Origin of the sequence: Streptomyces davaonensis JCM 4913 (genome assembly GCF_000349325.1) — a bacterium.
GTDB classification, from domain to species: domain Bacteria; phylum Actinomycetota; class Actinomycetes; order Streptomycetales; family Streptomycetaceae; genus Streptomyces; species Streptomyces davaonensis.
The window spans coordinates 9,006,250-9,028,093 of the sequence record NC_020504.1; the positions used below are offsets into that span (position 1 = coordinate 9,006,250).

General features: G+C 71.5%; 22 protein-coding genes and 2 pseudogenes. 14 read left to right on the forward strand and 10 right to left on the reverse strand.

Annotated features, from left to right (window positions below):
* Positions 1 to 22: 22 nt before the first annotated feature.
* The 9 genes and pseudogenes from BN159_RS39880 (at position 23) to BN159_RS39920 (ending at position 7,767) form a co-directional block, all read left to right on the forward strand.
* Positions 23 to 484 carry a fluoride efflux transporter FluC gene (locus BN159_RS39880; protein ID WP_015662753.1) on the forward strand — a complete coding sequence of 154 codons (462 nt, stop codon included), beginning with the start codon at positions 23 to 25 and terminating at the stop codon, positions 482 to 484.
* A complete protein-coding gene (locus tag BN159_RS39885) occupies positions 481 to 837 on the forward strand; it encodes a DUF190 domain-containing protein (RefSeq protein ID WP_015662754.1) in 357 nt (118 codons plus the stop codon). The genes BN159_RS39880 and BN159_RS39885 overlap by 4 nt, the downstream gene beginning before the upstream one ends.
* Positions 834 to 1,193, forward strand: a complete 360-nt coding sequence (gene crcB, locus BN159_RS39890) for a fluoride efflux transporter CrcB (protein ID WP_015662755.1) — start codon at positions 834 to 836, stop codon at positions 1,191 to 1,193. The genes BN159_RS39885 and crcB overlap by 4 nt, the downstream gene beginning before the upstream one ends.
* Positions 1,194 to 1,202: 9 nt before the next feature.
* Positions 1,203 to 1,925: pseudogene (locus BN159_RS39895) on the forward strand (undecaprenyl-diphosphate phosphatase); the annotation flags it as partial.
* A gap of 146 nt (positions 1,926 to 2,071) precedes the next feature.
* Entirely contained in the window at positions 2,072 to 2,749 is a 678-nt protein-coding gene (locus tag BN159_RS39900) for a FadR/GntR family transcriptional regulator (protein ID WP_041820485.1), read from the forward strand.
* Positions 2,746 to 4,209 (forward strand): amino acid permease, encoded by a 1,464-nt coding sequence (locus tag BN159_RS39905; RefSeq protein ID WP_015662758.1) that lies wholly within the window; start codon positions 2,746 to 2,748, stop codon positions 4,207 to 4,209. Before BN159_RS39900 ends, BN159_RS39905 begins: the two co-directional genes overlap by 4 nt.
* A 40-nt stretch (positions 4,210 to 4,249) precedes the next feature.
* Positions 4,250 to 5,266, forward strand: coding sequence for an asparaginase (locus tag BN159_RS39910; protein ID WP_015662759.1), 1,017 nt, complete (start codon positions 4,250 to 4,252; stop codon positions 5,264 to 5,266).
* Positions 5,267 to 5,379: 113 nt separating this feature from the next.
* A complete protein-coding gene (gene aspA / locus BN159_RS39915; RefSeq protein ID WP_015662760.1) occupies positions 5,380 to 6,789 on the forward strand; it encodes an aspartate ammonia-lyase in 1,410 nt (469 codons plus the stop codon).
* A gap of 36 nt (positions 6,790 to 6,825) precedes the next feature.
* Positions 6,826 to 7,767 (forward strand): glutaminase, encoded by a 942-nt coding sequence (locus tag BN159_RS39920; protein WP_015662761.1) that lies wholly within the window; start codon positions 6,826 to 6,828, stop codon positions 7,765 to 7,767.
* A 10-nt stretch (positions 7,768 to 7,777) separates the two neighbouring features.
* Here BN159_RS39920 and BN159_RS39925 read toward each other — a convergent pair whose 3' ends face one another.
* Positions 7,778 to 8,203 (reverse strand): DUF6234 family protein, encoded by a 426-nt coding sequence (locus tag BN159_RS39925; protein WP_015662762.1) that lies wholly within the window; start codon positions 8,201 to 8,203, stop codon positions 7,778 to 7,780.
* 117 nt (positions 8,204 to 8,320) lie between these two features.
* On the opposite strand from BN159_RS39925, the gene BN159_RS39930 reads away from it, so the two are divergent.
* Complete coding sequence (locus BN159_RS39930) at positions 8,321 to 9,625, forward strand: tetratricopeptide repeat protein (protein ID WP_015662763.1); 1,305 nt, start codon at positions 8,321 to 8,323, stop codon at positions 9,623 to 9,625.
* 37 nt (positions 9,626 to 9,662) lie between these two features.
* On the opposite strand, the gene BN159_RS39935 is transcribed toward BN159_RS39930, so the two are convergent.
* Positions 9,663 to 10,496 carry an MOSC domain-containing protein gene (locus tag BN159_RS39935; RefSeq protein ID WP_015662764.1) on the reverse strand — a complete coding sequence of 278 codons (834 nt, stop codon included), beginning with the start codon at positions 10,494 to 10,496 and terminating at the stop codon, positions 9,663 to 9,665.
* 188 nt (positions 10,497 to 10,684) lie between these two features.
* Between BN159_RS39935 and mptB the strand changes: the two genes are divergently transcribed.
* Entirely contained in the window at positions 10,685 to 12,079 is a 1,395-nt protein-coding gene (gene mptB, locus BN159_RS39940; RefSeq protein WP_015662765.1) for a polyprenol phosphomannose-dependent alpha 1,6 mannosyltransferase MptB, read from the forward strand.
* A complete protein-coding gene (locus BN159_RS47605; RefSeq protein WP_015662766.1) occupies positions 12,076 to 13,428 on the forward strand; it encodes a glycosyltransferase 87 family protein in 1,353 nt (450 codons plus the stop codon). Before mptB ends, BN159_RS47605 begins: the two co-directional genes overlap by 4 nt.
* Positions 13,429 to 13,466: 38 nt before the next feature.
* On the opposite strand, the pseudogene BN159_RS44485 reads toward BN159_RS47605, so the two are convergent.
* From BN159_RS44485 to BN159_RS39970, 4 genes and pseudogenes are all read right to left on the reverse strand, one after another.
* Positions 13,467 to 14,351: pseudogene (locus BN159_RS44485) on the reverse strand (D-alanyl-D-alanine carboxypeptidase family protein); the annotation flags it as partial.
* A 92-nt stretch (positions 14,352 to 14,443) separates the two neighbouring features.
* Positions 14,444 to 15,571, reverse strand: a complete 1,128-nt coding sequence (gene rho, locus BN159_RS39960; RefSeq protein WP_015662768.1) for a transcription termination factor Rho — start codon at positions 15,569 to 15,571, stop codon at positions 14,444 to 14,446.
* Between the two features lie 235 nt (positions 15,572 to 15,806).
* Positions 15,807 to 16,634: a class I SAM-dependent methyltransferase gene (locus tag BN159_RS39965; RefSeq protein ID WP_015662769.1), complete on the reverse strand. Its 828-nt coding sequence runs from the start codon at positions 16,632 to 16,634 to the stop codon at positions 15,807 to 15,809.
* Positions 16,635 to 16,673: 39 nt separating this feature from the next.
* Positions 16,674 to 17,072, reverse strand: a complete 399-nt coding sequence (locus BN159_RS39970; protein WP_015662770.1) for a nuclear transport factor 2 family protein — start codon at positions 17,070 to 17,072, stop codon at positions 16,674 to 16,676.
* Between the two features lie 81 nt (positions 17,073 to 17,153).
* Between BN159_RS39970 and BN159_RS39975 the strand changes: the two genes are divergently transcribed.
* Positions 17,154 to 17,717 carry a PadR family transcriptional regulator gene (locus BN159_RS39975; RefSeq protein ID WP_015662771.1) on the forward strand — a complete coding sequence of 188 codons (564 nt, stop codon included), beginning with the start codon at positions 17,154 to 17,156 and terminating at the stop codon, positions 17,715 to 17,717.
* 22 nt (positions 17,718 to 17,739) lie between these two features.
* On the forward strand, positions 17,740 to 18,483 hold the full coding sequence (locus tag BN159_RS39980) for a class I SAM-dependent methyltransferase (protein WP_015662772.1): 744 nt from the start codon (positions 17,740 to 17,742) through the stop codon (positions 18,481 to 18,483).
* Here BN159_RS39980 and BN159_RS39985 read toward each other — a convergent pair.
* From BN159_RS39985 to BN159_RS40000, 4 genes are all read right to left on the reverse strand, one after another.
* Positions 18,453 to 19,196: a GntR family transcriptional regulator gene (locus BN159_RS39985; protein WP_015662773.1), complete on the reverse strand. Its 744-nt coding sequence runs from the start codon at positions 19,194 to 19,196 to the stop codon at positions 18,453 to 18,455. The genes BN159_RS39980 and BN159_RS39985 overlap by 31 nt on opposite strands.
* 142 nt (positions 19,197 to 19,338) lie before the next feature.
* Positions 19,339 to 20,307 carry an acetylxylan esterase gene (locus BN159_RS39990; protein WP_015662774.1) on the reverse strand — a complete coding sequence of 323 codons (969 nt, stop codon included), beginning with the start codon at positions 20,305 to 20,307 and terminating at the stop codon, positions 19,339 to 19,341.
* Between the two features lie 145 nt (positions 20,308 to 20,452).
* On the reverse strand, positions 20,453 to 21,208 hold the full coding sequence (locus BN159_RS39995) for a ferredoxin reductase (RefSeq protein ID WP_015662775.1): 756 nt from the start codon (positions 21,206 to 21,208) through the stop codon (positions 20,453 to 20,455).
* Positions 21,201 to 21,806: a sulfite oxidase-like oxidoreductase gene (locus tag BN159_RS40000; protein ID WP_015662776.1), complete on the reverse strand. Its 606-nt coding sequence runs from the start codon at positions 21,804 to 21,806 to the stop codon at positions 21,201 to 21,203. Before BN159_RS40000 ends, BN159_RS39995 begins: the two co-directional genes overlap by 8 nt.
* Positions 21,807 to 21,844 lie beyond the last annotated feature (38 nt).

A 21,844-nucleotide genomic window follows, 5' to 3' on the forward strand; every position in this document is an offset into this window, starting at 1 on the left:
CGAGTAGGAGACACGTACGACCATGACAGCCCCCGACACCGAGAGCCCGCTCGCCCGGCCCCGCCCCGCGCGTGCGCCCCTCCTGCGCGGCCAGGGCCCGGTGGTCGCCGTGGTCGCGGCCGGCGGCGCCCTCGGGGCCACCGCCCGCTACGCGCTGACCCTGGGGTGGCCCCTCCAGCCGGGCGGATTCCCCTGGGCTACCTTCTGGACCAACGTCGTCGGCTGCGCCGTGATCGGCGCCTTCCTGGTGCTCATCACCGAGGCGTGGCCCGCGCACCGCCTGGTCCGCCCCTTCTTCGGCACCGGAGTGCTCGGCGGCTTCACCACCTTCTCGACGTACGCCGTGGACATCCGGCGACTGATCGACTCCGGGCACCCGGAAACGGGCCTGGCCTACCTGGCCGCGACCCTTCTCGCGGCCCTCACGGCGGTGTGGCTCGCCGCGACGGCGACCCGCCGCCTCCTGAAGTGGAGGCAGTCATGACGCGACTGACCGGCAGTGCGCTGCGGGTGACCGTCTTCGTCGGCGAGCACGACACCTGGCGCCACCGGCCTCTCTACAGCGAGATCGTGCACCGCGCCCACGCGGCGGGGCTGGCCGGTGCCAGCGTCTTCCGCGGCATCGAGGGATTCGGGGCCTCGTCCCTGATCCACACCTCACGGCTGCTGTCCCTGAGCGAGGACCTGCCGGTGGCGATCGTGATCGTCGACACCGAGGAGCGGGTGCGGGCCTTCCTGCCGCAGCTCGACGAACTCGTCACCGAGGGGCTGGTGATCCTCGACGACTGCGAGGTCATCCGGTACGTCGGCCGCGCCGAGGGTGAGAAGTCGACGTGAACTGGCTGCTGGTCGTCGCGGGCGCCGCGGTGGGTGCACCGCTGCGCTATCTCACCGACCGCGCGGTGCAGTCCCGGCACGACTCGGTGTTCCCCTGGGGCACCTTCGCGGTCAACATCACCGGCTGCCTGATCCTCGGCCTGGTCACCGGCGCCGCGAGCCCGAACGTCCAGCTCCTGCTCGGCACCGGACTGTGCGGGGCGCTGACGACGTACTCGACCTTCTCCTACGAGACCCTCCGGCTGGCCGAGACCGGCGCCGGGCGCTACGTCGCGGCGAACGTCGTGGGCAGTGTGACGCTCGGCCTGGGTGCGGCCTTCGCGGGGGTGTGGCTCGCCGGGGCGGTGTGGGGTTGAGGGCGGTTCATACCCGTCGACGACCATGCCGTCATCGGCTTCACCGCCGTCATCCAGGTCGGCGCCATCGCCGCGGTCTTCGTCTACTTCTTCAAGGACATCGTCCGGATCTCCGCCGCCTGGGCGCGCGGGCTGCGCCACAAGGAGGAGCGGCACCAGCACGACTACCGGTTCGCCTGGTGGGTGATCTGGGCGACGGTCCCGGTCGTCGCCGTCGGCCTCGCGGCCAAGCCGCTGATCGAGGGCCCGCTCGCCTCGCTGTGGGTGGTCGCGGGTTCGCTGCTGGTCGGCAGCGGGGTGATGTGGGCGGCGGACCGGGTGGGGCGGCACAAGAGGGGAGAGGACGACACCTCCTTCAAGGACGCCATGCTCGTCGGCAGCTCCCAGATCCTCGCCCTGCTCTTCCCCGGCTTCTCCCGCTCCGGCGCGACGATGTCCACTGCCCTCTTCCTCGACCTGGACCGGGTCGCGGCCACCCGGCTCTCCTTCTTCCTCGGCATCCCCGCGCTGACCGGGGCGGGACTGTACGAGCTGAGGGACGCGCTCGGCGCCGGGGCGGGCGCGGGGCCGCTGGTGGCCGGGACGGCCGTCTCCTTCGTGGTGGCGTACGCCTCGATCGCCTGGCTGCTGCGGTTCGTGGCCCGGCACACCTTCGACGCCTTCGTCGTCTACCGCGTCGCCGTCGGCCTGCTGCTCTTCGCGCTGCTCGGCACCGGGGTCCTGAACAGCTGACACGGCACGCGGCATTCAGGAACCGCGTCCCGCTGAAAATTTCCTTTCACCCGCCTTGACAGCACCCTCTCGGCACCCGGAGTATCACTCCCGTGAACCTGTCAGACAGCCGGACAGCCGGACAGCCTCCCCGGCGCATCAGCGCCATGGAGGCGGTGCTCGCCCACCTGCGCGCCGCCATCGAGCGCGGCGAGTACGCCGTGGGGGACAAGCTCCCCTCCGAGGCGGAACTGTGCCGCACCCTGGAGATCAGCCGCCCTGTGCTGCGCGAGGCCCTGAGGGCTCTCCAGACCATGGGCCTGACCGTCTCCAAGACCGGCAAGGGCACCTTCGTGGTCGCCAACACGGTCGAGGACCCGACCTTCGGCGACTACGCGGCCAGCGATCTGCTGGAGGTGCGCCGGCACGTCGAGATCCCGGTCGCCGGATACGCGGCGGTGCGCCGCACCCCGGAGAACCTCGACCACCTGGCGCATCTGCTGGACCGTATGGAACGCGAGACGGACACCACCGCGTGGGTCGCGATGGACACCCTCTTCCATCTCGCCGTGGCCGAGGCCGCCCAGAACCCGGTCTTCCGCCGGGTGATCGAGGAGATCCGCGACGCACTGGCGCGTCAGTCGGCCTTCCTGAACGAACTGGGCGGCCGCCGCGAGCAGTCCAACCGCGAGCACCGGGCCATCGTCGAGGCGCTGATCGACGGTTCCGAACTCGACGCCACCGATGCCATGGCGCATCACCTGGACCGCGTCGAGACCACCCTCACCGACATCGTGCGCCCCGGGCACACGAGCACCACCACGGAAGGCGGACCCGAGCGTTGAGCGAGCAGTCCTTGCACAATGAGGTGCAGACCACGCACGACGGCGTGCAGAAACGTTCCGGCCATGTGGACGCCGGAGACGCGGGCTACAGCAAGTCCCTGAAATCCCGGCACGTCAACATGATCGCCATCGGCGGCGCCATCGGCACCGGCCTCTTCCTCGGCGCCGGCGGCCGCCTCGCCGACGCGGGCCCCTCCCTCTTCATCGCCTACGCGGTCTGCGGAATCTTCGCCTTCCTCGTGGTGCGCGCCCTCGGCGAACTCGTGCTGTACCGGCCCTCGTCCGGCGCCTTCGTGTCGTACGCCCGTGAGTTCATGGGGGAGAAGGGCGCGTACACGGCGGGCTGGATGTACTTCCTCAACTGGGCCACCACCGGCATCGCCGACATCACCGCGGTCGCCACCTACACCCACTACTGGGGCATGTTCTCCGACATCCCGCAGTGGGTGATCGCGCTGATAGCCCTCGCCGTCGTCCTCACGGTGAACCTGATCTCGGTGAAGATCTTCGGCGAACTGGAGTTCTGGTTCGCCATCGTCAAGGTCGGCGCGCTCGTCGTCTTCATGTGCATCGGCATCTTCCTGCTGGTCACCCAGCACCCCGTCGACGGCACCACCCCCGGCCCGTCCCTCATCACCGACAACGGCGGTGTCTTCCCGAGCGGCCTGCTGCCGATGCTGCTGATCATCCAGGGCGTCGTCTTCGCCTACGCCTCCGTCGAGTTGGTCGGCGTCGCCGCGGGCGAGACCCAGAACCCCGAGAAGATCATGCCGAAGGCGATCAACTCGATCATGTGGCGCGTCGGCCTGTTCTACGTCGGCTCCGTCGTCCTGCTGTCGATGCTGCTGCCCTGGACCTCGTACACGGCGGGCGAGAGCCCCTTCGTCACCGTGCTGTCCAACATCGGCATCCCGGCGGCCGGTGGCGTCATGAACCTCGTCGTGCTCACCGCCGCCATGTCCTCGCTCAACTCCGGCCTGTACTCCACCGGCCGCATCCTGCGCTCCATGGCGATGTCCGGCTCCGCCCCGAAGTTCACCGGCGTGATGAGCCGCAGCCAGGTCCCGTACGGCGGCATCCTGCTCACCAGCGGCATCTGCGTCCTCGGCGTGGGCCTCAACTTCGTGGTCCCCGCCGACGCGTTCGAGATCGTCCTCAACTTCGCGGCGATCGGCATCCTCGCCACCTGGGGCATGATCATGCTCTGTCACCTGCTCTTCTGGCAGAAGACCCAGAAGGGCGAACTCACCCGCCCCGGTTACCGACTGCCGGGCTCCCCCTGGACCGAACTCGTGACGCTGGCCTTCCTCGCCTCCGTCCTGGTCCTCATGTACGCCGACGGAGGCGCCGGCCGCACCACCGTGCTGTGCCTGCCGCTGATCGTCGGAGCCCTGGTCGCGGGCTGGTACGCCATTCGCCGCCGGATCGCGACCGCTTCCACCCCCAAGGCCGACGCGTGACCCGCGCCCCGGCCGACACCCACTCATGAATCAGGCAGTCATGGTCAGCAGTTCCCTCGCGGACCCACCCCTCGTCCGTGAACCCCTCCACGCCCCCGTCGCCCACCTGATACGCGGCGGGGTCGTGGAGGGGATCCACTACGGCTCGGTCGTCGTCCTCGGCCCCGAGGGCGACGTCCGGCTCCAACTCGGCGACATCGAGGCCGCGTTCTATCCACGCTCGGCGCTCAAGCCCGTCCAGGCCGTCGCCATGGTCCGGGCCGGGCTGCCCCTCGACGGCGAACTCCTCTCCCTCGCCGCGGCCAGCCACTCCGGTGAGGAGCGGCACCTTGCCGGCACTCGGCGGATCCTGGAGCTCGCGGGCGTCTCCGAGGGCGATCTGCGCAACGTCGCGGACATGCCGTTCGATCCGGACGTTCGCGATGCGTGGGTCCGGGAGGGGCGGCAGCCGTCGCAGCTCGCTCAGAACTGCTCCGGCAAGCACGCGGCGATGCTGTACACCTGCCGGCTGAACGGGTGGCCGCTGGAGGGGTACCTCGACCCTGGGCACCCCCTTCAGCAGGCGATCGCCGAGATCGTCGAGGACCTCACGGGGCAGCGTGTCGCGCAGGTGACCGTTGACGGGTGTGGGGCGCCGTTGTTCTCCGTCTCGCTGCACGGGCTTGCGCGAGCGGCGGCCCGGATCACCTCCGCCGCGCCCGGTACGCCTGAGGCGCGGGTCGCCGACGCGATGCGGGAGCATGCCGAGATGGCCTCCGGGGCCGGGCGGGATGTGGCCGCGCTGATGCGGGCCGTGCCGGGGCTGCTGGCGAAGGACGGCTTCGAGGGTGTGCAGGTTGCTGCGCTGCCTGATGGGCGGGCTGTTGCCGTGAAGATTTCCGACGGGGCCAATCGTGCGCGAGTCCCTGTCGGGGCGGCGGCGTTGGCTTGGGCCGGTGTTGATCCCTCGTTGCTCGCCGAGTTTCAGGGTGAGGCGCTTCTTGGGGGCGGGCGAGCGGTTGGGTGTGTGCGGCCCGTTCGTGCGCTGGAGCCGGTTGCTGTTGCGCCTTGCGCCTAATGGGCTGCCTCGCCTGTTGTGTCGCGGCTGCGGGTCCGTTGTGGCTGGTCGCGCAGTTCCCCGCGCCCCTGGGGAACTTGTCCTTCCCTTCTTAGAAAGTGAGCTCTTCCCTCATGACCGCCGTCACTCGTCGCGAGCACGATCTGCTCGGTGATCGGGACATTCCCGCCGACGCTTACTGGGGTGTTCACACCCTGCGTGCCACCGAGAACTTCCCCATCACCGGTACGGCCATTTCCGCCTACCCCCACCTCATTGATGCGCTGGCCGCCGTCAAGGAGGCTGCCGCTCTTGCCAATGAGGAGCTCGGGCTGCTGGAGCCCGCGAAGGCCGCTGCCATCGTCGCGGCCTGTCGGGAGATTCGGGACGGGAAACTGCACGACCAGTTCGTCGTCGATGTCGTTCAGGGCGGTGCGGGTACCTCGACCAACATGAACGCCAACGAGGTTGTCGCCAACCGGGCGTTGGAGTTGCTGGGGCATGCTAAGGGCGAGTATCAGTACCTGCACCCGAACGAGGACGTCAATCTCAGTCAGTCGACCAACGACGTCTATCCGACCGCAGTGAAGATCGCGACGGTGTTCGCGGTGCGTGGTCTGCTCAAAGCCATGGCCGTGCTTCAGGACTCCTTCGCCCGCAAGGCCGTCGAGTTCCGTGATGTGCTCAAGATGGGCCGTACGCAACTCCAGGACGCGGTGCCGATGACGCTCGGGCAGGAGTTCTCCGCGTACGCCGTCATGGTCGACGAGGACCGGTCCCGGCTTGCCGAGGCGGTTGAGCTGATTCACGAGATCAACCTCGGTGCGACAGCGATCGGTACGGGGCTCAATGCGCCCGCCGGGTACGCGGAGTCGGCCCGTCGGCACCTCGCCGAGATCACCGGGCTGCCGCTGGTGACCGCCGCCAACCTGGTCGAAGCCACCCAGGACTGCGGTGCGTTCGTCCAGATGTCCGGCGTGCTGAAGCGGATCGCCGTCAAGCTGTCCAAGAGCTGCAACGACCTGCGGCTGCTGTCGTCGGGGCCGCGTGCGGGGCTCGGTGAGATCAACCTGCCTCCGGTGCAGGCCGGTTCGTCGATCATGCCCGGCAAGGTCAACCCGGTGATCCCCGAGGTCGTCAACCAGGTCGCCTTCGAGGTGATCGGCAACGACGTCACCATCACCATGGCCGCCGAGGCCGGACAGCTTCAGCTGAACGCCTTCGAGCCGATCATCCTGCACTCCCTGTCGGAGTCGCTCACCCATCTGCGGGCCGCCTGTCTCACCCTCGCCGAGCGGTGCGTGGACGGCATCACCGCCAACACCGAGGAGCTGCGCCGGACCGTGGAGAACTCCATCGGCCTGGTCACCGCCCTCAACCCGCACATCGGGTACACGGCCGCCACCGACATCGCCAAGGAGGCCCTCGCCACCGGTCGCGGGGTCGCCGAACTGGTCCTGGAGAAGGGCCTGTTGCCCGCCGACACGCTCGCCGGACTGCTGCGTCCCGAAGTCCTCGCGGGCAGTGCGGCGCCGGTCGTCTGAGCTGCGAAAGCGCGCCAGGACCGGCCCGGAGGCACAATGGCGATCATGAGAGTTCCGTCGTCCACCCAGACCTTCCAGCCGGTCCTGGAGCGCATCGCCGACGAGATCGGGCGCACCCCGGGCCGGGGCCGTGCCGCCGACTACATCCCGGCGCTCGCGGCCTGCGACCCGCGCAGCTTCGGCATGGCCGTCGCCGAGCTGGACGGCACGGTGTACGGCGTGGGGGACTGGCGCGAACCCTTCTCCACCCAGTCCATCACCAAGGTCTTCACCCTCGCCCTCGATCTCGCTCGCGAGGGCGACGAACTGTGGGAGCACGTGGGCCGCGAGCCCTCCGGCAATCCCTTCAACTCCCTGGTGCAGCTGGAGTACGAGAACGGCATCCCGCGCAACCCGTTCATCAACGCCGGCGCCCTGGTCGTCACCGACCGGCTCCAGACCCGTACCGGCGACGCGGCGGGCGAGCTCCTCGCCTTCCTGCGTGCGGAGAGCGGCGAACCGAGCCTGGACTTCGACCACGAGATCGCCGCCTCCGAGTCCGCGCACGGCGACCGCAACGCCGCCCTGGCCCACTTCATGGCCTCCTACGGCAACATCGACAACCCGGTACCGGACCTGCTCGACCAGTACTTCCGCCAGTGCTCGATCCGCGCCTCCTGCGCCGACCTGGCCCTCGCCACCGGCTTCCTGGCCCGCCACGGAGTGCGCGCCGACGGCTCCCGGCTGCTCACCCGCAGCCAGGCGAAGCAGGTCAACGCGGTGATGCTGACCTGCGGGACGTACGACGCGGCCGGTGACTTCGCCTACCGCGTCGGCCTGCCCGGCAAGAGCGGTGTGGGCGGCGGCATCATCGCCGTCGTACCGGGCCGCTGCACCCTGTGCGTCTGGAGTCCGGGCCTGGACGAGCGCGGCAACTCAGTGGCGGGCGTAGCAGCCCTGGACCGCTTCACGACGCTCACGGGTCTGTCGGTGTTCTGACGGCCGCGGCTCACGACCCGTGACACTCGCTGTTGTCCCCACCCGACAGACACTGTGACTGGGGCCCGCTGTACCCCGGCTCGGGCGCGGGCGGATGGTCCTCGTCGTACTGCTGAAGCTGCCCAAGACCGGCGATCAGCAACAGCACCAGCCCGGCCAGGAGTTGCAGGGCGGCGGTGACAGGGGCCCGGTTGCGGTGAGCCAGCCACGCCGTCCCCACCACGAGGCCGCCCACGACGCCGAGACCTATGGCGAACGGGGTGAAGCTGACGGACGTACCGGCGTCGGGGCCGAGCAACGTGTACCCGGCCGCGTCGAGCCCGAACAGGCACGCGACCAACGCGGCCACGCCGTCCGCCACCAGCAGGGCGAGCGCGAGAAACACATCGGCCGCGGGGTGCGGACGGCCGGCTCGCGGTGCTGGGGTCGTGGTCATGGACACAGCTTCACCGCGGGGCCCGGGCGTGTCCTGAGTACGCGTACTCAAGTCTGATGTGGCCCTGCCGATTAATGCGGTTGAGGCCGTCCGCGGTCACCAGGGAAGATCGCCCCCATGTTCTCGCGCAAGCCCCGTCGCCCCAAGTCCCCCGAACTTCTCAAGGCATGGGAGTCCCTGGACTCCGGAGACATACCCGGTGCCCTGCGGCTGCTGCGGTCCGGGACCGACAGTCTGCCGTTGGGTGAGACGGCGCTGGTGGTGGGCCGGGCGGCCGGTGCCGCCGGGTTCGACGACCTCCGGCAGGCCGCCGAGGCGCTGGCCGCTCGGCCCGAACAGGCCCAGGAGCAGTACGACTACGGGTTCGCCTGCGTGGAGCGCGGCGTCGCCTATCTGGCGATCCCCGCCCTGCGGGAGGCGCTGCGCCAGGTGTCCGGTTCCAAGACGGTGCTGCTTGAACTCGTCTCCGCGTACGAGCGCGAGGGGCGGCACGGGGAAGCCGTGGAGGTGTTGAGCGCGCACGAGAGCGAGCTCGCCGACTGGCCGGACCGCTATCTGCTGGTCTACAACGCCCTCATGGCGGGCGACCTTGCGCTGGCCCGCCGTCAGCACGCGCTGCTGCCCGACCCGGACGACCCGCAGTGGCTCGGGGCGCAGGCGCGCCAGGCCCGCATGCTGGCGCGGGCGGCGGAGGCGGACCAGGCCGGCCCGCTGGACCTCACCGATCTGCGGGGCTGGCAGTACGTCCTGGGCGGCACCGTCCTCGGCACCCTGTCCCCGTACGGCTTCGGCGCGGGCATGACGGGCCGGTACGCCTGGCTCCAGGACAACCACGACCAGTGTCTGCGCGGACTGCTGCGGCTGAAGTCGGTGCTGGCGGCGGCCGGGGCGCGGCCTACGTCGGTGTCCCTGCTGCCCGACCGTGGCAGCCGCGTCCTGGGCCTCGCCGCGGCCGAGGTGCTCGGACTTCCGGCGCTGCCCTTCGCGGCCGAGCGGGCGGACACCGTGGTCGTGGCGTACGACCTGAACGACGTGGACCCCGAGATCATCGGTGACCTCTTCGAGCGGGCGCCCGGCCAGGTGCTGCACGAGCACGCGAGCTGCTGGACCGACGCCCCGGCCGTCACCGCCGACAGCATCACCCTGCTCCACCAGTCGGCGACGGCGCCCTGGGCGGGCGTCCTGCGTCAGTCGGACGGCGGCGGCGTCGAGCGCTCGGCCCCGGACGACCGGCCCGAGGCCGAGATCGCCGCGGACATCGTCGGTGCCGACCCCACACCGGACGAGGGTGACGACGAGACCCCGGCCGACCCGGACGAGCGGCTCACGGAGTTCGTCACGGCGATCCGCGGCAGCTGGCTCCAGGGGGACCGCGCCCACCTGTCCTCCGCGGGGCCGGTGCCGAGTTCGCGCTTCGTCTGATACCTGCCGTTCGGCGTTGGTGCTCAGCGTCCGACGGCTACCGTTCGGAGTCGCCCCACTCGTCCACGACGACCTGGTCGCCGACGGACAGCTTCCCCGGTCGCAGCACGGAGAACTTGGTGCCGAACACCACGCCTCCGCTCGCCGCGCGCCGGTACCCGGCAAGCGTCCGCAGCGGTTCCTTCCCGCTGCGGGCCCCGGCCTCCTGGTCGACCAGCGTGACCGCGCAGCGCACCGCGAGCTTGGCGTAGCCCAGTTCCGTCCCGCCGATCCGCACGCGGCGCGCCCGGTCCTCGCCGTGCGGCTCGGCCGCCCAGTCGGTGCCGTCGACGACGATGTTGGGGCGGAACCGGCTCATCGGCAGGGGCGGGGCCCCGTGTTCGGCCATCCGTCGGTCCAGGTGCGCGAGCGAGGCGCGGGACAGCAGGTGTACGGCGCTGCTGTCGGCGTAGCCGGAGGGGCCGGGGATCCAGCCGTCGGCGATCCGGCCGTGCTCCGGCGGCACCCGGACCAGACGGCTGGGCGAGCCGAGTACCTCCGACAGCCAGTCGGCGACCTCGTCGCCCTGGTCGATCCCCTGGAAGGCGTCGCCGAACAGATCGACGGCACGGCGCGGGGCCTCGGCGGTGACGTCGATGCTCACCGTCGTGCCGTCCGCGTCGAGCCGGAGGCCGGTGCCGTCCGCGCTCACCGTGGGCCGGATCAGGGCGAGGCGGGGATGGCGGCGCTGGGTGCGGTAGACCCCGTCCTCACCGGTGACCATGAAGGTCCGGTCGTGCACGAGCCCTGCCTCGGTGAGCAGCGCGTCGCTCAACGACGTACCCCCGCATCCCTTGACGGGGTAGCAGACGAGATCCACGACTTCGGCCATGTGCCGCCTCCTCGGGTCGGCGGCCAGCCTAGAACACCTGTGCAACTCCCTTGAAATCAGGAGGTATCCGGGCCGCGACCGGCCTCCTCCGGGATCAGCCACGCACCGGACATGCCTCGGCTTCCCGCCGGAGGTCCCCGCGTCGATTTCCGGCCACCCGGCGTTGACACGCTGACCGAGTGTTGGCCATGGCTTTTCCCGTCGATCTCCGCCGCTGCCAGGTGCTCGGACTGGCCGGTACCGCCGTTCTCGCGGCCGGTGGCGGAACCGCAGGAGCGCTCCCCGTCCGGGACCTCCTCGCCCCGTCCTCCGCCGAGGCCGCCCTCGGCCTGATCGGCGTGTACTTCGGCGTCGTCCTGCTGATAGCGGCCTGGGCGCTGCTGGGCCGCCTGCTGCTCACCGCCGAGCCGCCGGCACCCCGGGCGCTGCTCGTCACGCTCGCCGTCTGGGCCGCCCCGCTGCTGCTCGCGCCGCCGCTGTTCAGCCGGGACGTCTACAGCTACCTTGCGCAAGGCGCCATGGTGGACGCCCACATCGACGTCTACGCCTACGGCCCGTCCCACCTCGGCGGGCCGCTCGCCGAGGAGGTCGCCCCGCTCTGGCAGCACACCGGGGCGCCGTACGGGCCGGTCTTCCTCGCCCTGGCCTCCGGCCTCTCCGCGCTCACCAGCGGCGAACTCCCCGCGGGCCTGCTCGGGATGCGGCTCGTCGCGCTGCTCGGGGTCGCCCTGATGGCGGCCGCCCTGCCCCGGCTCGCCCGGCACAGCGGCGCCGACCCGGCCGCCGCGCTCTGGCTCGGCGCCCTCAACCCGCTGGTCCTGTTGCACCTGGTCGCGGGCGCCCACAACGACGCCGTGATGCTCGGTCTGCTCGGTCTCGGTCTGGTCGCCGCGCTCGGCCGGTGGCCGGTCCTGGGCGCCGTACTCGTCACGCTCGCCGCGCTGGTCAAGGCGCCCGCGATACTCGGCCTGGCCGCGGTGGTCGTCCTCCATATGCGGGCGGGCCGGCCACCGGCTCGCGCCGTCCTGACGACCACGGCCGCGGCCGCAGCCACCACGGTCACCGCGACCGCCGTCGCCGGCACCGGCTACGGCTGGATAGGCGCCCTCAACACCCCGGTCTCCCCGCACAACTGGGCGCTCACCAGCCTCCTCGGCCGGGCCACCCGTGCGCTGCTGGAGGGGCTCGGCAGCGACCTGGCGCCCTTCGCGGTACCGGCCTGGCACGCCGTCGGTGTCGTCGCCGCCGTGGTCGCAGTCGCCGTCATATGGCTGCGGCTCAGGCCGCGCCCGGTGTACGCGCTCGGCCTGAGCCTCGCCGCCGTGGCCGCCTTCGGCCCCGCGATCCGCCCCTGGTACGCGCTGTGGGGCCTGTTCCTCATCGCCGCCGCGGCGCCCAGCACCTCGGTGCGGCACCGGGTGGCGGCCGTGACGGGCGTCCTGGCGCTCGCCACCCTGCCCAGCGGGGGCCCGGCGGATGTGGGGCAACTGGTGCTCGCGGTCTCCGGCGGGGTACTGGCGGTGGTCGTGCTGTGGCAGGCCCACCAGGCGGAGCTGGCGCCGGCTTGGGGGCGTACCGCATGAGACTGCCCCGCACCGACCAGGGACGACTGCTCCTGGTGTTCGTCCTGCTGGCCGCCGTGACCGCGTTCACCGCGACCGTGCCGTTGCTGCGCGACTGGTTCGACCTGCGCGTCTACCACGGCACCGTGGACAGCTGGGTGCACCACGGCGGCCGGATCTACGACTACCTGGTCCCCGGCACGACGTACGGCTTCACCTACCCGCCGTTCGCCGCCGTCGCCATGCTCCCCATGGCCCTGCTGAACCTGCCCGCCGCCATCGTCGTCGCCCTGCTGCTCAACCTGGCCGCCCTGGGCGTCGTCCTGCGCATCCTCGTCGGACGGGACTGGCGGCGCTACGGTTGGTTCGGCTGCGCTCTCACCGCTTGCGCGCTCGCCCTGTTCGAGCCGCTGCGCGACACCTTCAGCTTCGGCCAGGTGAACGTTCTGCTGCTCGCCCTGGTCCTGACGGACGCCTGGCTGCTGGCCACCGGCCGGGAACGCTGGGCGGGAATCGGGATCGGCCTGGCGGCCGCGATCAAGCTGACGCCCGCGCTCTTCATCGGGCTGCTCCTGCTGTCCCGCAAGTGGCGCGCGGCCGGGGTCGCGACCGTCGTGGCCGCCGGTGCCACCGCCTTCGCGGCCTGGGTGACCCCGGACGCGTCCCGGTTCTACTGGACGCGGGCCCTGTGGGACACGACCCGGGTGGGCCGTCTGGACTACGTCTCGAACCAGTCCGTGCAGGGCGTCCTGGCCCGGCTCGGCGAACACGGGCGTCCGGTCTGGGCGATCATCGTGCTGCTGGTGCTCTGCGTCTGGGCATGGCGGGCGAGCCGGGCGGTCGCCGCGGGGGAGTGGATCGCGGCCTTCGCCCTGACCGGACTCGCGGCCTGTCTGGTCAGCCCCATCACCTGGGTGCACCATCTGGTGTGGCTGCTGCCGTCGTTCGTGGTGCTGGTCCGCGCCGGGCACCCGCGGATCGCGGGCGCCCTGTACGCGGTGCTGTGCACGAGCGTGGTGTGGCTGTGGTTCGACGACGCCTCCGGCATCGACGGCTTCCTCGGCTCCAACGCCTACGTCTGGATCACGCTCGGTCTGCTGCTGTGGCTGCCGGTCGGTCAACTCTCCGCCGGACGGCCCTTCCTGGAGCGTGTCGTCACCGCGACGGCACCGGCGCCGAAGCCGGCGGCGCCCGCGACCATCCCGGCCTCCGCCCAGCCAGGACCCTCCTCCACCGGCCTCGCCACGGCCGCGGACACCGGCTCCGGGCCGGGACGCGGCTTGGCCCGCAGCTCGTCCAGCGAACCCACGGGATCGACCCGCCCGGCCGCCTCGAACCCCCAGTCCAGCAGCTCCCGAGCCTCCTCGTAGACGGTGAGGCCACCGCCGTACTGCGGGTTCATCACCGTGACGACAAGGGTCCGGTCGCCCTTGCGGGCGGCGCTGACCAAGGTGTGACCCGCTTTGCTGGTGTAGCCGTTCTTGACGCCGATCAGGCCGGGATACGGCTCCACCCCGTCGGCGCCGGTCAGCAGCCGGTTGGTGTTGCGGATTGCATACGACGATCCGCCGCGTCCCGGGAACCTGGTCTCGACCGTGCCGCAGTACCGCGCGAACTCCTTGCTGCGCAGCCCCGCCCGGCCGAACACGGCGAGGTCGTACGCCGAGGAGACCTGGCCCGGGGTGTCGTACCCGTCCGGGGACAGCACGCGCGTGTCGCGGGCGCCGAGGGCACGCGCCTTGGCCTGCATCCGCGCGGCCGTAGTGCGCCAGCCGCCGTTGAGGTGGGCGAGGACGTGCACGGCGTCGTTGCCGGAGTTGAGGAACACCCCGTTCCACAGATCGGACACCCGGTAGGAGTGGCCCTCGGCGACGCCGACCAGGCTGCTGCCCGGACCGATGTCCGACAGCTCCTCCTCGTCGACCGTGTGCCGGATCCCGCCAGGCAGGACGGGCAGCACGGTCAGGGCGAACAGCGTCTTGAGGGTGCTCGCGGGCGGCAGTCTGCGGTGCGCGTCCTTCGCGGCGAGCACCTCGCCGGTGTCGGCGTCGGCGACCACCCACGACAGCGCGGAGACCCGCGGCACCCGGGGCGCCCCGGCCCGCGGCCGCACCTGCGTACCGGAGCGGCCCAGCAGCGACGGCAACGGCCCGGCCGCCGCACGCGCCCGCTCCGGCCCGCCGGACTCCGCGCCACCCTCACCGGCCACCGCGGCGGGCCCGAGCGCCAGCAGCCCCGCCACACAGAGCACGCAGGTCGACACGGCCACCCGGGAAGAGAATCTGATCGTCATATGATCAACGTAGAAACAGCTCGGCGGCACACCACGCTCCCCTGACGGAGCGTCGCCCGCGAGCACCCGGATGCCGCAGCAGGCCGACGCGATCAAGCGTCCTTCGGCAGTGTCGGCTGGATCCGGCGTAGGAACGTCGCGTTGTCCGGTGTCTCGCGCATGCGCTCCAGCAGGGTCTCCAGGCCGTCCTTGCCCTGGAGGACCCGGCGCAGGCCCTGTACGGCGGTCAACTCGGGGGCGGCCAGGAGCAGTTCCTCGCGGCGGGTGCCGGAGGGGTTGATGTCGATGGCCGGGAAGACGCGGCGGGAGGCCATTTCGCGGCTCAGGCGGAGCTCCATGTTGCCGGTGCTCTTGAGCTCCTCGAAGAAGAAGTCGTCGGCGCGGGAGCCGGTCTCCACCAGGGCGGTGGCGAGGATCGTGAGCGAGCCGCCCTCCTCGGCGGCCCGCGCGGCGCCGAAGAACCGCTTGGGGCCGATGAGCGCGGAGGCGTCGACACCGCCGCTGAGGGTGCGGCCACCCGCGGCGGCCGCGTTGTTGTGGGCCCGGCACAGCCGGGTCAGCGAGTCGAGCAGGATCACCACGTCCTCGCCCGCCTCGACGAGCCGCTTGGCCCGTTCGATGACGAGTTCGGCGAGCGCGATGTGCTGCTTGGGCGCCCGGTCGAACGTCGAGGCGTACACCTCGCCGCGCACGGAGCGCCGCATCTCGGTGACTTCCTCGGGGCGTTCGTCGAGCAGCACCACCATGAGGCGGCACTCGGGGTGGTTGCCGGCGACCGCGGCGGCGATCTGCTGGAGCAGTACGGTCTTGCCGGTCTTGGGCGGGGCCACGATCAGCCCGCGCTGGCCCTTGCCGACGGGGGCGAGCAGGTCGGTCACGCGTCCGGTCAGGCCGGCCGCCGGGTGTTCGAGGCGGATCCGCTCACTCGGGTGAAGGGGTGTCAGATCGCCGAACCGGCGCCGGTCGCGCTCGGGGGCGCGGCTGTTGACGCGGGCGATCTCGGTCAGGGTCCGCCGGTCGCCTCGTACGCCTTCGACGAGGTCGCCCTTGCGCAGGCCGTGGCGGCGGATCAGGGCGGCGGGGACCTGGAGGTCGGAGGAGGTGGGCAGCAGGCTGTCCGCGGCCCGCAGGTGCCCCTTGCCGCTCGCGTCGATGTCGAGCACACCGATGACGGTCGCGGGCACGGAGTTCTGGACTGGGGGTTCGAGTGTGGTGGTCATGGGAGTGGGTCCTTTCACGGACGTACGGCATGGGACATGCGCAAGGAGGGGAAGGCCGCGGAGACGAGGCGGACAGAGCGCCTTCGGGCGGCGGGAACAACACCTCGGGGTACGGCGGAACCGCAGGTCACGAGGTGGAGAGAAAGCCGGGAAGAACCGGCTGACTGAAGGAGAACTGGCACCGGCGCCCAGGACTGGGCGTACACAAGTGCTGGTGGGACCGTACCACGCGGGTTCAGCGTGTGGCGAGGAGTCCGTACAGGAGGGGGATCCGCGGCTCGGGCAGACGCCACCAGCCGGACGGGCTGCGAACCATGTGCGGCCAGCGCTGCCAGGGCAGCTCATCGCTTTCGCGGAGCCGCCGGACGGTCAGTCCTGCCTCGCTCAACGCGGTGACGACCTCTCCTATTCCGTGCATCCACTCGAAGCTGTCGGTGGCGCCCTCGACGGCCGGGCCGTCGGTGTAGGTGTGGGTCGCGTCCCGGTGCACGGAACCGCCGCCGCCCAGGTAGTCGTGCCGGAGCAGCAGCTCGGGACCCTCGCCCGGCGCGGGCTTCGGGCCGAGGGAGTTGAGCAGCGGATGGAACTCGACGAGGTACAACATCCCGCCGGGGCGCAGCAGTTCGGCCACCACACCGGCCCAGCGCGGCAGGTCCGGCAGATAGCACAGGGCGCCCTTGCCGGTGTACACGACATCGAACCGCTCCGGTCCGAGGGCCGCCACGGCGTCGTACACGTTCGCCTGCACGTAGGTGATCTCGGCGCCCGCCTTCTCGGCGAGGGCGCGCGCGGCCGTGACGGAGGCGGCGGAGAAGTCCAGGCCGACCGCGCGGGCCCCGCGCCGGGCGAGGGCGATCGTCTCGGTGCCGAGATGGCACTGGAGGTGCAGCACATCACGTCCGGCCAGGTCGCCCAGGTCGGTCCACTCGAAGGGCGCGAACCAGCGGGCGGGATCGAGATCCTGGTCGAGCCCGTAGAAGCGGCTGGCGAGGTGGACGGGGGTGCGGGCGTCCCAGTTCGCCTGGTTCGCCCGCATCAGCCCTGCGTGCTCGTCGATGCCCATGAGGACATCCAACCGCGAACGGACGCGGAACGGGCCGAGTCACACGGAACGCTTCTGCGCCTCCTCCGCGATCCGGTCGAACTGCTCGCCCATGGCCGCCGCCAGCGCCTGCGCGGCCGACAGCGGGCGGACCATCACCGTGAACTCGTCGATCAGGCCGTCGTCGTTGACGTGGAGGAAGTCGCAGCCCTGGATCTCCCGGTCGCCCACCCGGGCCTTGAAGACCAGCGCGTGGTCGCGGCCGCCCACGTCGTTGATCTCGCGGACGTACCGGAAGTCCTCGAAGACCCGCGCCACCCCGTGCAGGATCGCCGCCGTCATCGCCTTGCCGGGGTACGGCTTGAACACGGCCGGGCTGGTGAAGACGACGTCCTCGGCCAGCAGCGCCTCGGCGGCGTCGAGGTCCCACTTCTCGATGGCCTCACGGAAAGCCCGCATCACAGCCTCCACAGTCTTCGTCATAGTCAATTTGTTGAGTAGGTGCGGAAGAGATTAATCACATCCTGCTAGCGTGTCCATATGTCTTTGAAGCACGCCGTTCTCGCCGCCCTCCTGGAGGGGGAGGCCTCGGGTTACGAGCTGTCCAAGCTGTTCGACGTGGCGCTCGCGAACTTCTGGGCCGCGACCCCGCAACAGCTCTACCGCGAGCTGGAGCGACTGGCGCAGGACGGACTCGTCCAGGCCCGGGTGGTGCAGCAGGAGCGCCGGCCCAACAAGCGGATGTTCACGCTGACCGAGACCGGCCGCGAGGAACTGCGCGCCTTCGCCGTCGAGCCGGTCCGGCGGCCCGCCGCGATGCGCGACGAACTGCTGATCAAGATCCAGGCCCTGGACGAGTCGGATCCGGCGGCGACCCGCGCCCTCGTCGAGGAGCGCATGTCCTGGGCGCAGGGCAAACTCGCCCGCTACGAGCGGGTCCGGGACCGGCTCCTGGCCGGGCGCACCGAGGAGGAGTACCTGCGGGAGACGGACCGCGTGGGGCCGTATCTCACCCTCCAGGCCGGTCTCGCCTACGAGCGGGAGATCCTGCGCTGGTGCGAACGCGTCCGCACGGTCGTCGAGCAGCGGGCACCCCTCGGCTGACCCGTCCTCTAAGCTGACGCGGATGTTCAGCCCCGAAGGCCCCTCCCTGCGCGAACTCGCCGTCCAGGCACTGTCGTCCGTCGAGCGCGGCTACGACCTGCTGGCCCCGAAGTTCGACCACACTCCCTTCCGCACCCCGGACTCGGTGCTCGACGCCGTCGCCGCGGCACTGGAACGGATGGGCCCCTTCGGCGCCGGACTCGATCTGTGCTGCGGCACGGGCGCCGGGATCCACGTCCTCACACGGGTGTGCCAGGGCCGGGTCGCCGGGGTCGACTTCAGCGACGGCATGCTCAGGGTCGCGCGCGAGCGTGCCCGCGGCGCCTCCTACGTGCGGGCCGATGTCCGCGCCCTGCCCTTCGGCCCCGCCTTCGACCTGGTGGTGAGCTTCGGGGCGTTCGGGCACTTCCTGCCGCGCGAACTGCCGGGCCTGTTCGCCCAGGTGCACTCCGTCCTGCGGCCCGGCGGCGCCTTCGTCTTCCCCGTCGTCGCCCCGCCGCGGCCCGCGTCCTGGGCGTACTGGATGCTGTTCGGCTTCGACGCGGTGATGCGGGTGCGCAATGCCGTCTGGCGCCCGCCGTTCGTCATGTACTACCGCGCCTTCCGGCTCGGCGAGGTGCGCCGGGAGCTGGAACGGGCCGGTCTGGCCGTGGAGTTGACGGCGCTGCCCGAGTTCGGGCAGCGCCGCGACGGCAGTCCCCGGGTCCGGATGGTGATCGCCCGGCGAGCGGAGGATCAGCCGGCCGCCGGGACCGTGAACTCGTAGACCAGCGCGTCCTGTCTGGCGTCCACCAGCAGCTCCGTGATCTCCAGGGGGCGGGCGTACTGGTCGTGCACGCGCCGGGTGACCCGCACCGACGAGGCGCCCGCCAGCGGGGTGATGGCGTCTCTGTGGTGCAGGGTCAGGCCCGCCTTGCGCATCCAGTCGTAGGCGCGGCGCAACTGGGCCGAGGTCGACCCGTCGGCGCGCTCCCGGTAGCGGCCCAACTCCTCGACCTCGGCCAGCGCCACGGCCGAGAACGACGTCACGGCCGTACGGCGGCCCTGTCCGTCGGCGCCCGCGGACTCGTAGCGGTGCACCAGGGTCGGGCGGTGCGGGGCGAGGCCCAGCGCCTGGGCGTGGCCGGGCGGCGGGGCCTCCCAGGCGACCGTCGCCCGGTCCACGGCGCCCGGATCGGCCGCCCGGGCGCCGACCGGGAAGGTCAGCGCCGCGGGGTTCTCCACCGGCCGGCCGGGCAGCGTGGCGTGGCTGCCGCGCCGGTCGGTGGCGACCAGGCCGTCGTGCCGCAGCACTTCGAGGGCCTGTCGTACGGTCTCCCTGCTGACCCCGTAGTGCCGCGCCAAGTGCCGTTCGCCCGGCAGGCGTTCGCCGGGCGGGATCGTCCCGTCGCGCAGCTCGTCGAGCAACTGCGTCGCGATGCGCCAGTAGAGGGGCTGCCCCTCGGTGAGCGGGTGGTCGTGCGGGGTGGTGCGGGCCATGCCGCGCCTCCTGTTGATGACGTGCCGTAGTCGTGCCGACTCATTGCGCCACCAGATCTAGCATTGGTCTAAACCACCAGGGAAGGGTATCGGGCCGGTTCGGCTGAAACTGCCCGCCGAGCACCGTACATCCGGGGCCTCGTCAGGCGTACGACCGCAGCCAGCGCAGCTTGGCCGCGGCGTGGTAAGGGCCGCCGCCCTCATGGTCGTTGAACTCGTACACCTCGATCGCCTTGTCCTCGTGAGCCCAGGCGTTGTAGGCCGCGAAGACGGTCGAGGGCGGGCACGTCCCGTCCTCCAGGGCGGCCGAGAACAGGGCCGGGGCCCGGCCGCGGGCGGCGAAGTGGACACCGTCGAAGTAGGAGAGCGTGCGCAGCGCGTCCTCGCCGCGGCCGCGGTGCGTCTTGAGGTAAAGGCCGATCTCGCGGTACGGGTGACGGTCCGTAATGGTGGTCGAGCGCGGGAAGTCGCACAGGAACGGCACGTCCGGAGCGACGGCCACGAGGTCCGGTACCAGGCCGCCGACGGCGATCGTGATCCCGCCACCCTGGCTGGAACCCAGCGCGACCGTGCGGGAGGCGTCGGTCAGCGGATGCGAACGGGCCGCCTCCACCGCTCGTACCGCGTCCGTGAACACCCGCCGGTAGTAGTAGTTCTCGGGCGCGTCGATCCCGCGCGTCATGAACCCGGGGTACGCGGGCGCCCCGCCCACCGGGTCCGCCGTACCGCCGCCCGCGCCCCAGGCGCTGCCCTGGCCGCGGGTGTCCATCACGAAGTGCGCCCGCCCCGAGGACGCCCACAGCAGATGCTCGTGCGGCAGTCCGCGCCCGCCGCCGTAGCCGATGAACTCCACCACCAGCGGCAGCGGCTCCTCCGCCGCGGCGGGGAGCGTCAGCCACCCCTTCACCGGGTGCCCGCCGAACCCGGCGAACGTCACGTCGTACACCGTCACCGTGGACAGGCCCGTCTCGACCGGCTCGAAGCGGGCGTCCAGGTCGTGCTCACGGGCTTCCAGGAGGGTCTTGGACCAGAACGAGTCGAAGTCCTCGGGAGCGACGGACTCACTGACGTACTCGCGCAGTTCGTCGAGCGGAAGGTCGAACAGGGCCATGGATGACCGCCTTTGCGAAGAGGACGTGCCGATGATCACAAGGTACGTCAGTGATCGGACCTTTCGCCAGGTCGGTGCCCTGGTTGCGGGTGCGGCGGCGCCGAGCCGTCTCCGGTGGTCGGACCATTGTCGCGGCCCCGGGGCGTCAGCCGAAGCGCTCGATCCGGATCCGGTCGACCGGCTGCCCGGCGGCGACGAGGAGCCGCGAGGCGTGCTCGGCGAAGCCGTTGGAGCCGCAGACGTAGGCCTCCCAGCCGCCGGGTGGCTGTGCGGCGAGCAGCGGCGCCACATGCGCGGCCGACATCCGTCCGACCGGTACACCCTCCGGGGCGCTGCGCGTGAACACCGGCGTCGTCTCCGTGCCGTACTCCCGCGCGTAGATCAGCTCCTCGGGGCTGCGTGCGGAGACCAGGAGCCGCAGCGGCACGTCCAGGTCGTGGGCGCGGTGGTGGCGGAGCATCGACATCAGCGGTACGACGCCGGATCCGGCGCCGATCAGCAGCGCGGGCCGGTCCCCGGGCCAGGCGAAGAAGCCGCTCAGCGGGCCGCGCACCTCGACCCGGTCGCCGGTCCTGGCCCGGGTGTGGAACCAGCCGGAGACCTCGCCGCCCTCGACATGGTCGAGGGTCAGCTCGATGTGCCCGGAGTCGTCGGGCGCGGACGCGAGCGAGTAGTGGCGCTGGGCCGCGTAGCCGTCCTCGGCGGTCAGCCGGAGCATGAGGTGCTGGCCCGGCAGATGCCCCGCCCAGGCGGGCACCGCGAGCCGCACGGTGGCCGAGTGCGGGGTCTCGCGCCGGATCTCGGCGATGGTGGCGGTCTGCCACAGCGTCGCGGTCTGCGTGCTCACCGCGATCCGGCCGGGCACGGCGAAGCGGGTCGGGGGAGTGAAGGTCTCAGTCACCGGTGTACCGCTGCTCTTCCCAGGGGTTGCCCCGCTCGTGGTAGCCGTTCTGCTCCCAGAATCCCGGCTCGTCGTGGTCCAGGACCCGCAGACCGGCGATCCACTTCGCGCTCTTCCAGAAGTACAGATGCGGCACCAGCAGCCGCGCCGGGCCACCGTGCTCCGGGGCCAGCGGCTTCCCGTCGTACTCCCAGGCGATCCACGCCCGACCGCCGGTCAGGTCCGCGAGCGGGAGGTTCGTGGTGTAGCCGGTGTGCGAGTACGCCACGACATGGGTGGCCGACTCATGGGGCCGGACCACATCGAGGAAGGCGTCCAGGGAGACACCCCCGAACCGCACCCCGAACTTCGACCAGCTCGTCACACAGTGGATGTCACCCTCGTACGCCGACCCGGGCAGCGCGTGGGCCTCGTCCCAGGTCCAGGTGCGGGGCTCGGCGACGAGGCCGTCGACGCGGAACGTCCACGCCTCGGGCGTCAGGTCGGGGGTGACCTCGGCGGACAGGACGGGCCAGTCGTCGCCCGCGTCGTACTGGCCCGGCGGCAGGCCGGGGTTATGGACGCGGGGGCGCCCGGTGAAGCCTCGGGTGACGTGCATGCGGGGGATGCCTCCAGACCGCCGTGCGCGACGGCCGT